The organism is Nocardia brasiliensis IFM 10847, from assembly GCF_000710915.1.
Taxonomy (GTDB): domain Bacteria; phylum Actinomycetota; class Actinomycetes; order Mycobacteriales; family Mycobacteriaceae; genus Nocardia; species Nocardia brasiliensis_A.
In genome coordinates this window covers 1-12,545 of sequence record NZ_BAUA01000016.1, presented here as the reverse complement: position 1 = coordinate 12,545, position 12,545 = coordinate 1, and the positions used below count along the sequence as shown (strand labels likewise).

Annotated in this window: 8 protein-coding genes and 1 pseudogene; 6 read left to right on the top strand and 3 right to left on the bottom strand. The window is 68.1% G+C overall.

What is annotated here, in order from left to right; all coding sequences use genetic code 11:
- The 3 genes from NBRGI_RS03915 to NBRGI_RS03905 all read left to right on the top strand — a co-directional run.
- A partial coding sequence (locus NBRGI_RS03915; RefSeq protein ID WP_029892877.1) for a non-ribosomal peptide synthetase occupies nt 1–1,518 on the top strand: 1,518 nt, incomplete at its 5' end.
- 1 nt (nt 1,519) lies between these two features.
- On the top strand, nt 1,520–5,902 hold the full coding sequence (locus NBRGI_RS03910; protein ID WP_081877917.1) for a non-ribosomal peptide synthetase family protein: 4,383 nt from the start codon (nt 1,520–1,522) through the stop codon (nt 5,900–5,902).
- Nucleotides 5,895–7,292: an FAD-dependent oxidoreductase gene (locus tag NBRGI_RS03905; RefSeq protein WP_029892875.1), complete on the top strand. Its 1,398-nt coding sequence runs from the start codon at nt 5,895–5,897 to the stop codon at nt 7,290–7,292. Before NBRGI_RS03910 ends, NBRGI_RS03905 begins: the two co-directional genes overlap by 8 nt.
- Before the next feature lie 24 nt (nt 7,293–7,316).
- On the opposite strand, the gene NBRGI_RS03900 is transcribed toward NBRGI_RS03905, so the two are convergent.
- The 3 genes from NBRGI_RS03900 to NBRGI_RS47180 form a co-directional block, all read right to left on the bottom strand.
- Nucleotides 7,317–8,054, bottom strand: coding sequence for a response regulator transcription factor (locus NBRGI_RS03900; protein ID WP_228831900.1), 738 nt, complete (start codon nt 8,052–8,054; stop codon nt 7,317–7,319).
- A gap of 26 nt (nt 8,055–8,080) precedes the next feature.
- The gene (locus NBRGI_RS03895; RefSeq protein WP_029892873.1) at nt 8,081–9,520 is read right to left on the bottom strand and encodes a flavin monoamine oxidase family protein; all 1,440 of its coding nucleotides are present in this window, start codon (nt 9,518–9,520) and stop codon (nt 8,081–8,083) included.
- A gap of 175 nt (nt 9,521–9,695) precedes the next feature.
- Nucleotides 9,696–9,893 (bottom strand): hypothetical protein, encoded by a 198-nt coding sequence (locus NBRGI_RS47180; RefSeq protein ID WP_148310679.1) that lies wholly within the window; start codon nt 9,891–9,893, stop codon nt 9,696–9,698.
- A 995-nt stretch (nt 9,894–10,888) separates the two neighbouring features.
- On the opposite strand from NBRGI_RS47180, the gene NBRGI_RS03890 reads away from it, so the two are divergent.
- From NBRGI_RS03890 to NBRGI_RS48915, 3 genes and pseudogenes are all read left to right on the top strand, one after another.
- Nucleotides 10,889–11,074: a hypothetical protein gene (locus NBRGI_RS03890; RefSeq protein ID WP_029892872.1), complete on the top strand. Its 186-nt coding sequence runs from the start codon at nt 10,889–10,891 to the stop codon at nt 11,072–11,074.
- A gap of 709 nt (nt 11,075–11,783) precedes the next feature.
- Nucleotides 11,784–11,930: pseudogene (locus tag NBRGI_RS49825) on the top strand (DUF4236 domain-containing protein); the annotation flags it as partial.
- 117 nt (nt 11,931–12,047) lie between these two features.
- Nucleotides 12,048–12,329 carry a DUF2510 domain-containing protein gene (locus tag NBRGI_RS48915; protein WP_235210844.1) on the top strand — a complete coding sequence of 94 codons (282 nt, stop codon included), beginning with the start codon at nt 12,048–12,050 and terminating at the stop codon, nt 12,327–12,329.
- The last annotated feature ends 216 nt before the right edge of the window (nt 12,330–12,545 follow it).

The window sequence follows — 12,545 nt, the reverse complement described above, 5'->3', positions numbered from 1 at the left end:
CCGGCCCACCCGGCGGCGCACAAGGACCGGATGTGTGCAGTCGCCACACCGGCGCTCACGGTGGTCGACGGAGCGGTCGACGGCCTCCTCGACACCGAGTGCGTGCCGGTGGACCAGCTGCTGACCGCGGCGTCGGCGCTGCCCGGTACCCCGCTCGAGCTCGACATCGACCCGGCGGCAACGGCTTTCGTCTTGTTCACGTCGGGCTCGACCGGCGCGCCCAAGGGCGTGGTGATCGCCCATCGGGGCATCGCCAGGGTCGCCCGGCATCTCACCGGATTCACGCCGGGTCCGCAGGATCGTTTCCTGCAACTCGCGCAGCCCGCGTTCGCGGCGTCGACCACCGATATCTGGACCTGCCTGCTGCGCGGCGGCAGGCTCAGGGTTGCGCCGCAGGAGATGCCGCCGCTCGGCGAGCTGGCCGAACTCGTAGCGCGCGAACGGATCACGGTGCTCAACCTGTCCGTCGGCTTGTTCAACCTGCTCGTGGAACATCATCCGCAGAGCCTGACCGGGGTGCGTACGGTGATCGTGAGCGGTGACTTCCCGGCCGCGTCGCACGTCGAGCGCGCCCTGGCGGTCGTGGGCGGCGAGGTGCTCAATGCCTTCGGGTGCACCGAGAATTCCGCGCTGACCGCGGTACACAAGATCACGGCCGCGGATCTGGCCGCGGCCGAGATACCGGTCGGCCGCCCCATGCCCACGGTCGAGCTGTCGGTGCGGGACGAGGCCCTGAACGAATGCCCGCCCGGGACGATCGGCGAGCTGTGCATCGCGGGCGACGGCGTCGCGTCGGGGTATCTCGGCGACCCCGAACTCACGGCGCGAAAGTTCGTCCGGCACGACGGTATTCGGCTGTTGCGGACCGGCGATCTGGCCAAGCTGACCGAGCGCGGCGAGATCGTGCTCGCCGGCCGTACCGACCAGATGGTGAAGGTGCGCGGGTTCCGGGTGGAACCGCGCCATGTCGAACTCACCGCCGAGGAGTTCCCCGGCGTGCAGCAGGCGGTGGCACAGGCGGTACCGAGCGGTGGCGCGGCCGGGCAGCTCGCGCTGTGGTGCGTGCCCGCGCTCGGCGCCGAACTGTCCGAGCTCGAGCTCACCGCCCACCTGCGCGAGCGACTGCCCGATTACATGGTGCCGTCGAAAGTTCTGACGCTGGAGGCGTTTCCGCGCAACACGAACGGCAAGATCGACCGCAAGCGCCTGTCGTCGCTGCTCGCGGAGCAGCCGGCGGGCGACGCCGACGATGCCGAGACCGGCACGTCCGCGCAGGGCGAGCCGCCGGATCGAATTGCCGCGGTGGTGCGCTCGGCATTGGCCGACGTCACGAAGACGGCGGAACTCGGGCTGGACGCGGGCCTGCTGCACAGTGGTGTCACGTCACTGCAATTGATCGACCTCGGGGCACGGCTCGAGGACGTGCTGGGTGTCGCGTTGGCGCCCGACGAGATGGTCGGTGCCGGCACCGTGCGCGGCGTCGCCGACCTGATTCGCACCAAGCGAGCGCGAGGCTGACATGACGGCTTGCAATGAGTTCACGACGGTCGAGGCGCGGCGCTTGCCCGCCTCGCCGGCTCAGCCCGGGATGTGGTTCGCCAGCGTCTACGGCGCCGATCCCACGGCCTACAGCCAGCCCCTGGTGCTGTGCGTGCCGCTGCGGTTGGCGCACGAGGTGCTCGTGCGGGCCCTCGGTGTGGTCCATCGGGACCATACCGCCCTGCGCACGACCTTCGAGATGGCCGACGACGGCGATCTGCGGCAGGTGGTGCACGGCGAGCTGGCCCCGGCGGTCGACGTTCTGGACTACCCGGGCGGCGACCCCGAGGAATGGGTGGCCGAGCAGGTGGCCCGAGTAGCCGCAACCGAATTCGATCTGCGCGACGGTCCGCTCGCGCGGGTGCGGCACCTGCGCTGGCGCGCCGAAGGTCGCAGTGTGCTGGTGTTCAACATCCATCACACCGTGTTCGACGGGCTGTCCTGGAAGCCGTACCTCAGGCAGCTGGAAGACACCTATACCGCGCTGACGCAGGGCCGGGAACCGTCTCGGCAGGAACGGCGGCAGTCGATCGAGTCCTACGCGCGCTGGTCCGATCTGTGCGCCGACGCCGAGGCGCTGCGGCACTGGCACGCGAAGCTGGCGAACGCGCCCGCGGCGCCGCCCCTGGGTCTGCCTGGCGAGGGCGAGGCCCGGCAGGTGACGCGGCAGCTGATCCTGGACGACGACGTGTCCGGGCGGGTGCGCGCGTTCTGTGCCGACGAGGGCGTGACCACCAGCATGTTCTTCGTCGCGCTGTGCTTCGTGCTGCTGCACCGGCAGACCCGGCGCGACGATCTGCTCCTGGGTCTCCCGGTCTCGGTGCGCGGCGCCGGTGACGCGCAGGTGCTCGGGCATCTCACCAACACCGTGGTGCTCCGGCACCGACTGGACCGTGCCGCCACCGCCCGTGACGTGCTGGCGGCCGTGAAAAAGGAAGTGTTGGAAGCGCTTCGGTATCGGCACACGCCGTTGGCGACGGTGCTCGGCGAGTTGCGCGCGGGCCACCAGGACGGCGCCGAAGACCTGTTCAACGCGATGATCACGGTGATGCCGGCGGCCGCGCGGCGGTTGGATCTGCCCACCTGGGGCGTGCAGACCTGGGAACACGCGCCGGGCGGGGCCAAGTACGACATGGCGATGCTGGTCGACGAGACGGCGGACCGTTTCACCGTGGTCGTGGAGCACCGCACCGCCGCACCGGAGGGTGCACGGTTCACCGAGTACCTGGCGCAGCGAGTGGCAACGCTGGTGGACAGCGTGCTGGCCGACCCCGATACCGAGGTGACGGCGTTGCGCTGGATCGGGGCGGACGAAGAACGGGCGATCACCGAAGTGTGTGCCCGTCGTGGTGCTGCGCCCGCCCTCGGTACCGAGCTGACCGCCGATCTCTTCGCGGCGAGCGCGGCTGCCGCGGCGGCGGATCCGGCGGTGCGTGCGGACGGTACGGAGATCTCGTACGCCGAATTGGCCGGGCGTGCAGACGTAGTCGCGGAGTCGCTGGCCGCCAGGGGAATTCGCGACGGTAAGCCGGTCGCGGTGCTGCTGCGTTCGGGGCTGGACCTGGTGGCCACGATCATCGGCGTGCTGCGCGCGGGCGGCAGCTACGTGACGCTCGATCCGGACCAACCGGGGGAGCGCCTGAGCTTCGCCCTGCGCGACTGCGGCGCAACGATTCTGTTGCGGGCCGGCGACGCAGGCGCTGCGGAGGTCGAACTCCCCACCGGCATCGAGGTGCTCGACTACGTCGACATCGACGGTGCCGCAGCGACATTCGACGAGCCGCGCAAGACGCCGGAGGACACGGCCTACATCGTGTACACCTCCGGTTCCACCGGCCGTCCCAAAGGCGTGCGATTGCCGGAGATCACGCTGGCCAACCTGGTGCACAACCAAGCTCTCTTCTCATCCAACCGGGCGCTGCGCACGTTGCAGTACATGCCGCCCGCGTTCGACGTGTTCGCCCTCGAGATGTTCGGAACCTTGTGCGCGGGTGGCACTCTGGTCGTTGCGCCGGCGGCGGCGCGCACCGATTTCGCGGCGCTGGCCGAGCTGTTGGCGCGGGAGCGGATCGAGCGGGTGTACCTGCCGTACGTGTCGCTGCGCGAGCTGGCCGCGGTGCTGCGGTCCGCGACGGTGTCGCTACCGGAGCTGCGCGAGGTGTACGTGACCGGAGAGCGGCTGGTGGTGACCGAGGACGTGCGGGCGATGTTCCGGCGGCACCCGGCGGCCCGGCTGATCAACGCGTACGGCCCGTCCGAGGCACACCTGTGCAGCTGGGACGAACTGCCCGCCGATCCCGGCGCCTGGCCCACCATCCCGTCGATCGGCCGGGTGGTCGCGGGCGTCGACGCCTACGTGCTCGACGAGTCCGGCACGATCGGCACGGCGCAGCGGGCCCCGTTCGGTCTCGAGGGTGAACTATGCGTTGCGGGTCCGGTGGTTTCGCCCGGATACCTCGGTCTGCCGGACAAGACGCGCGCGGCCATGGTGCCGGATCCGTTCGTCGCCGGGCAGCGGATGTATCGCACCGGGGACGTGGTGGTGCTGGCCCCGGACGGGCAGTTGCACTACCGCGGCCGCAAGGACGACCAGGTCAAGATCCGCGGGTATCGCGTCGAACCGGGCGAGATCGAGGCCGCGCTGGAACGCGAACTGGCGGTGGAGGCGGCCGCGGTTCTGGTCGTGCCCGCGGGCGGCGACCGCGCGCTGCACGCGTTCGTGCAGAGCGATACGGAGCCGCCGCCGGACTGGCGTGCGCGCGTCGGTGCGGCGCTGCCCGACTACATGATTCCGCGCCGGCTCACCAGGGTCGACGCGATGCCCGTCACCGCGAACGGCAAGACCGACCGGCGGGCACTGACGGCGCTGTGTGCTCCCGACGAGTGCGGTCCCGCCGAGTCGAACGGGCCGCACTCGGCAGGGTCCGGATCGGCCGAGGCCGAATGGACCGGCACCGAGCGGGTGCTCGCGCAGCTGTGGGCCGAGGTGCTCGGCGAGCGGCCCGCGCACCCGGACGCCGACTTCTTCGTGCTCGGCGGTCATTCGTTGCTCGCCGCGCGCCTGCATCGAATGGTCAAGCGGCGCTTCGACACCGACGTCGGGCTCGCGGCGCTGCTGAGCACGCCGACACCGCGCGGGATGGCGCACATCCTCGCCGACCGCACGGCGGCGGCCGGCCCGGATCTGCGCGCGGAAGCCGAATTGCGCGAGTTCGTGGTCGGTCCCCGGCAGGAGCCGGCCGACGGCACGGTATTCCTCACCGGCGCAACCGGATTCCTCGGCAGTCACCTGCTGGACGAATTGCAGCGAACCGGCCATCACGTACGGTGCCTGGTCCGCGCGGACAGCGTCGAGGAGGGGCGGGAACGGCTGCGCCGCGCCTTCCGGAAATTCGCGCTCGATCCGTCCGGGCTCGACGAGGTCGACATCTGCCTCGGCGATCTCGACCAGCCGCGATTCGGCCTGGGCAACGGCTACGAATGGCAGGCGCGCGATATCGCGCAGGTCTATCACGCTGCGGCACACATCAATTTCGTCGTGCCGTACCACACGGTCAAGCGCACGAACGTGGACGGACTACGCCACCTGCTGGACTTCTGCGCGGTCAACGCCACGCCGCTGCGCCTGATCTCGACGATGGGCGTCTTCCCGCCCGATACCGGCACCGGTCCGATCGGCGAGGAGACGGTGCCAGGCGACCCGGCCTCGCTGGGCATCGGGTACTCCCAGAGCAAGTGGGTCGGTGAGCAATTGGCGCTGCGGGCACGCGCGGCCGGACTGCCGGTCACCGTGCACCGGGTCGGCCGCATCGCCGGACACCGCCGGACCGGTGCGTGCCGGCACGACGACTTTTTCTGGTTGCAGATGAAGGGTTTCGCGCTGCTCGGCCGCTACCCGGACGATATCGTCGACGCCCCCGCGGTGGACCTGTTGCCGGTGGACTACGTGGCGCGCGCGATCATCCAGCTGTCGGAGGGCAAGCCGGACAACGAGACCTGGCATCTGTACCACCCGGACGGGTTGGACTGGCCGACCATCCTGGAAACCCTACGCGCGCAGGGGTATTCGATAGCGCCGACCAGCGGCGCCGAGTGGATGGGTGCGCTGGAACAAGAGGTGGGCGACAGCGACGACCAACGGCAGGGTCTCGGTCCGCTGGTGCCGCTCATGCGGGAGGGCGTGATGCGGCTCGGCACGCACACCTTCGACAACGAGAAGTCCAGGCGCGCACTGGCCGACGTCGGTTGCCCGTATCCGCAGGCGGACACCGGCTGGATCCATCGGATGTTCGAGTACTTCCGCGCGGTCGGGGCCGTGGCGCCGCCCGACGGGCCGGATACGGCAGGAGAGCACAATGACTGAACTGGAAATGCACTCGGTGGTGATCGTCGGCGCGGGCCCGGTCGGGTGCGCGCTGGCCACCCTGCTGCGGCAACAAGGCTTGCAGGTGGACGTTTTCGAGCGGGGCACCGAGTCCGCGGGCACCGGGTCCGGGCACTCGTTCAATCTGACGCTCACCTCGCGCGGGCTCGACTGCCTGCCGCGCACGGTCAAACGCCGGCTGTACTTGCAGGGCACGGTGCTGGCCAAGCGGATCATCCATCACCGCGACGGCGCGATCTCCACCCAGCCGTACGGGACGCTCTACAACCATCACCTGTTGTCCATTCCGCGTGCAGTGTTGCAGGATCTGCTGCGCGACCAGGCGCTGCGGGCAGGCGCGCGGATCCACTACGGCCTGGAGTGCGTCGAGGTCGACACCGGTCGGGCCGCCGCGCTGCTGCGCGACCGAGACGGCAGTTCGGCGTGGGTCGAGGGCGATCTACTGGTGGGCTGCGACGGTGCGCACAGCGCGGTGCGCGATGCGATCGTCGCGGCGCATCCCGCGGATATGTGGGTGACCCGCGATACCATCGCGCACGGCTACGCCGAGATCACCATGGACTACGGGGACGCCGATCCCACGGGCATGCACCTGTGGCCGCGCGGCGACCACTTCCTGCAAGCCCAGCCCAACCGGGACCGGACCTTTACGACCAGCCTGTTCAAGCCGCTGACGGAAAGCGATGGGTGCAGGCACTTTTCGGAGCTGTCCTCGGCCGCGGCGATCAGCGACTACTGCGCGACGCAGTTCCCGGACGTGTTCGGCCGGATGGCCGAGGTGGGTTCGGAGCTGGCGAGCCGCAGCCCGGGCCGGCTCCGCATCATCAGCTGCGCGCCCTATCACCACCGCCGCGCGGTGCTGGTCGGCGATGCCGCGCACGCCGTGGTCCCGTTCTTCGGGCAGGGCATCAACTGCAGTTTCGAGGACGCGGCCACGCTGGCGAATCTGGTGGAGAAGATCCAGGCGGCCGTCCGCTACGAGGGCGGCACCTTGGCGACCGTCGCCGAGGTCGTCGCCGACGAATACAGCGATGTACGGGTGAAGGCGGGCCATGCGCTCGCGGAACTCTCGCTGCGGAACCTCGAAGAGTTGTCCGACCACGTGAACAACCCGGCGTTCCTGGAACGTCGCGCACTGGAACGACGGCTGCACGAACTGCGCCCCGACCTGTTCACTCCGCTGTATCAGTTGGTGGCCTTCACACACATGCCCTACGACGCGGCGCAACGCGCGCATCGAGAAACGAGCGAGGTACTGGACGCACTGTGCGACGGCCGTGATCCGCGCACCGAGCAGGACGCGATCATCGACGAATTCCTCGGCTCGGCCCGGGGCAGGTTCGGTGCGCACGAGCGACGTACGGGCTGAGTAGGCCGGGGCGGACAGCGTGCGTCAGCCCGCGGTGCCGCCCGCATTGGCCGCCTCGACGGCCGGTGCGGGCTTGTCACGGGTCGCTTCGTCGTTGAACCGGAAACCGATGCCGTGCACCGTGACGATCCAGTCCGCGGAACCGAGCTTCTTGCGGATGCTGCTCAAATGGGTGTCGATGGTGCGGCTGGCCAGCGAGGTCACCTCGGCGTCCACCTCGTCGTACCCCCAGACCCGTTGTAGCAGTTCGGCTCTGGTGAAGACCCGCTGCGGTTCGGTGGCGAGCAGGCGGAGCAGTTCGAATTCCTTGCGGGTCAGCTCGATGAGCCGATTGTCGACGCGGACCTCCCGCAGGGCCGAGTCGATCTCCAACTGGCCGACGATCAGCGCGGGCTGCGACATCATGTGAACCCGGCGCAGCAGACCGCGCAGCCGTGCCATGAGTTCGCGGCTGTGGTAAGGCTTCACGATGCAGTCGTCGCACCCGGCTTCGAGGGCGAGGACCTGATCGAGTTCGTCGAGCGAGGAGGCGAAGGCGATGATCGGAATATCGCTGGCGGCGCGGATCTCCCGGCACAGCGTGAGTCCGTCGAAATCGGTGAAGTCGAGATCGATGAGCACCACATCGAAATCGGCGTAGGTGGCGAGCGTGGCGGCCCCCGTCGAGATCGGCTCGGGCACGAACCCGTGCCGTTCGAGGTCTTTGACGGTGTCGTCGACCCCCGCGCAATCCGACACGATCAACAAGCGCGGATGCAGCAACGCGCTACTCCTTCCAGGTGTTGCCATCAAGTGAAAGACGTGAGTTCGAGCAGAACTCGTATGGACGACTCCAGCGCGTAGTTCATCGAGCCGCCGTTGGGTTCGAATGCCGTGTGCTCGCCTGCGAAATGTATTCGTCCTTCCGGTGTCCGGGTGTGTGCCATCAGCTCGCCGTGTTCCAGTTCGGGCAGCACGTAGGCGCCCCCGATATAGGGTTCGTTGTCCCATGCCACGGAGGTGCCCAGTTCGAAGTGGTCCCGGGCCCCCGGCAGGATCGACTCCAGTTCGTGCAGCGCGAAATTCACCCGCTCGCCTTCGCTCATGTTCGCCGCCGCCTGCGCGGGCCAGCCGGTGAGCCAGCATTCGAGGATCTTGCGGGGGCCCGGTAGTCCGGGTGTACCGTCGCGTACGGTGCCGAGCGGGGTGTCCGTGGACAGCATCAGCCGTTTCTCCGGCCAGAATCGGTCGCGCATCTGCAAGAAGATGCGCAGCACCGACGAGTAACGCAGCCGGCGCATGGCCGAATGTTTCGCCGCGGACAGGCGCGCCATAGAAAGATTGATCCGGCGCAAGCTGGTGAAGGGGACGGTGACGATCACCCGGTCGGCGCGCAGCGTCTGCAGCCGGTTGTGATCGACGAAGCTCACCTGCGCCTCGTGGTCGGTCTGGCTGATCCGCACGACCGGTTTGCGATAGTGGATGCGGTCTTTGATCTGGTCGGCGAGTGCGTGCGCGAGCCGGTCGGTGCCGCCCTCGATTTTGTACCAGCGCGCGTCCGCGGTGGTGAACGAGCGGGGGCCGGATTCGTAGCGGGCCCATGCCATGGCCGAGGCGGATTCCAGTTCGCCGCCACGCATTTCCAGGAACATAGGTTCCATCAGATCGATCGCGGCGGCCGACGCTCCCCGATCCTCGAGTACCCGGCGCACGGAAATACGGTCGAGTTCCTGTAGCCGCGGGGCCGGGGTCCAGCCGAGTTCCGCTATCTCGGGGCAGATGTCGGCATTGGGCTTCGTGACATATTCGGCGATCAGATCGGCGACCGTGCGATTTCGCTCGTGCGAATACAGGCCCAATACTTCGGCGTGGTCGTCCAGGTTGTCGGGGCGTATTCTGGTGCCATGGCGGTAATAACTGAAATCGGTGTCGACGAGATCGCTCGGCTCCGTTTTCAGGCCCAGTGCCCGAAGATAATGCATGGTGTAGTGGCAGTGCTCGGTCACCGTCATCGCGCCTGCTTCGGTGCGCAGACCGTCATCGAAGGGATCGCGCAGGGTACGGGTGCGGCCACCGGGCCGATCGCTCGCCTCGAGGACGGTGACTCGAGTTCCGTTGCGCGCCAATTCATTTGCTGCCGCCAGGCCGGACAATCCGGCGCCGACGATGATGACGGAGCCGGGGGGTTCGTGAAGCGGGAGGCCCTCGTCGAAGGTGCGCCTGACGTCTTCCTGGGTAAGCCTCAGCACTGCGATCCTTCCGGCGAACTGCCACTGATTTCCGCCGGGCTCGCTGACGTTATTGATGAAGCTACTTCATCGACAGGTCATAGCGTCGACGAAAATCAAGCGTCCGCATCCAAGCTATAATCCTTTTGCGAATGAAATTATCGTATCAACGCGCCCGAAGTGGTGCAAACAAGTTTCAGTTGCCGCAATTTAACTCGGCGGGTGCGTTGTGCACCTCACTGGCGGGACGTTGTTTGCTTGCCATGTTGTGACCGTTGTCACATTCTGTACCTGTTTGAAGCGTGTCAACTCTCCGGCGAATGGGATCGAAATCGTCGTACTTACCGGTGTTTTCACTGGCCATCGGCGATACGCCTGGTCTGTCGTCGGTCATCTGACAGGCGATAGTTGAAGGTGAGGCTAATCGTGGGCGAACGCTTGACCGCGGTGGCGGGCAGTGGTAGCCGACCGGTCAGCGTGCTGAGCCGGGTGCCAAGGGATCCGCGCTCGTGTTGTGCGAGGAGGCAAGGAAATCCGGGCTTTCGTCCATCAACTGCCGCGCGGGTGAACGATAGCTGGCTGGATCGCACGGCTCGGGCACCGCGGGTATTGACCGTCGTGCGTTCGCATTTCGGTGTCGGCTCTGGTGGCATCGGCTGGATTGAATTGTTGTGTCCGGCTTTTCGCCGGAGCGGTTTTCCCCGCGGAACGATCGGAGTATTACGGCCCGCGAATGTGGTGTAGGGGATTCGCCTGCGGTCTTCGGGAAGGCCTGGGGTGTGCGGGCTTTCAGGTCGATGCGGGTCCGGGTCGCCGCCTCCGTTCGGTCGTCACGGTTGGTGCGCGACGTTCGGGTGCCACCGTTGACACTCCGATCTGGCCAATCACGCGGAGCCGCAACGCTTCCGATCGGATCGCTTCCTCGACGGCGACGCCACCCCCGTGAACCTGGCTGCCGTTCGGCGGCGGCATACGCCGCCGCCGCGGCGCGCGCCTCACACTCAGGGAATGCGCCGTACTGCGCACCGGCCTCACCCGCTCCCAGCTGGCACCCCCCGGCGCACCGGAGCTCGGCCGCGTCCGCACCATCACCAACGTCCGGCCCGCGGCGCGCGCCTCACGCTGACAGCCCTCACCGACCGCTGGCGAGTGGCTCCCGCGCAGATTTGAGCGTCGCGCGCGCGTGTCAGCTGAAAGACACGCGCGCGCGACGCAAACCTATGCGCGGCAGCCGCCCTTGGTGTATGGATCGAGCCCCTGGAACAGAGGTGACGCCTGTCGATCGGACGCTTCGTGACCGAGGCGGACGCATGCGTGGCGTTCGACCGAAATGGTGTGGTTGCGCCGCGCGCCGGTGGGTACTTCCGGGGCAGCACAAGGAGGTTCACCATGATGGCCATAGCCGCCGCAGTCGCGTTCGGACTCGCACTGCTGCTCGACCTGACCGATGCCACCCTCGGCGACACGATCACCGCGGGCACCCTGGTGACCCTCGGCTTCCTCTTGATCGCTCTGCACCTAGCCGGTGTCGGCACCGGCACCCGCTCCTTCCGCTTCCGCCGCGCGCGCCGGTAGTCGGGCTGTCGCCTCCGCACCGTCGGCAAGGTGGGCGTCTCGGTCTCTGCGTCAGGAAGTTCGGGACGGCAGCGGCTCGGCGCTGGCGCAATGAGGTTTTCGCCTGCGTGGGCGCGGGATTCGGTTCGGTCAGTGGCTCGTCGTTGACGCGGTGAGCGTCGCTGTCGCCGTGCGAGGTTGTTCGGGACGGCAGTGGCCCGGCGCTGGCCAGGTGAGCTTCTTCGCCTGTGCGGCGCGGGATTCGGTACGGTCAGTGGCTCGTCGTTGACGCAGTGGGCTGCCTCGTCGGCGTGGGTGCGGGGTCCGGGCACCGGCGATGGTCTCGCCTGCCTGCGTTACCTGATGCTCGTGTTGATCGGTTCGGCGTCACGGCCGCGCCGCGCATGGGTTTCGGCACCGGCGGCGGTTCGCTGGTGCGGTGAGCTCCGCCGCTGCGCGAGCGGGTTCGGCACCGGACAGGCTTCGTCCTCGGCGGAGGTGGATGCTCGGGTGGCGGCCGCGGCCGATCGGATGCGCGGGCGTGTGGCGCGGTGCGCAGCGAGGTGTCTGCATCGCGGGCTGCAGCTGCTCGCGGAGCCGCGCGGAGTACTCCCATGCGCTCGGTCGGGCGTGAACCGGCTCGGCGAACTCATCGATCGGGCGGGGTGCTGGGCAGTACCATCGGAGTCGTTCGCAGGCTGGTCGAGTTCGATGCTCGAAGGAGCGGTGCGTGGTCCGGGTACACAGAAAATATGGTCCGGTGCGGGTCACCGTATCGAAGACCGGGTTCGGATACAGCGCGGGTGGGGGTCCGCTACGGGTGACCAAGCGGGCCGACGGGCGGGTGACCCGAACGGTTCGAATACCGAGGACGGGAATCTCGGACACCAGAGTGATCGGGGCGCGGCGCATTCGTGGCCGGAATCCGTGGCCGCGTGCCGCACTCGCGAGTAGGTCGGCACCTCGCATCACGGACGGACGCGTCCTTTTGCAGGTGCTCGCCGGGATTTGCGGTGTCGTCGCACTCCTGCTGCTGGTGCAAGGGTTGATCGCAGGGGCGCTCGCGCTTGTCGTCACCGCCGCGTTCTTCGTTTTCTGTGCGCGCATCGCCGGGGAACAGTCCACCGCTGAGCAGACATCACCCGCCCCGGTGTGGAATGTGCCGCCGGGCTGGTACCACCCGCCTTCGGGTGGTCGGCTGCTGTACTGGTGGGACGGGCAGGCGTGGACCGAACACACCAAACCGGCACCCGACCCCGGACAGCCCCGGCCCTGACCCGTCGCGCGGTTCACTGAGCAGACCAAGTCCTCGACCTCGGCACGGTTGTCCGCGAAAGTGACCCGATGCCGCTGATGGATATGCCCCCGACGCCACCCGGCGTCCACGCGCAGGTCGAACACGTATCCGAAATCGATTCCGGCGCCGGCCCAGTGATCCTCCCGTCCTCGTATACGAAAACCGCTCGCGGGCAAGGTGATTTACCCGCAACGC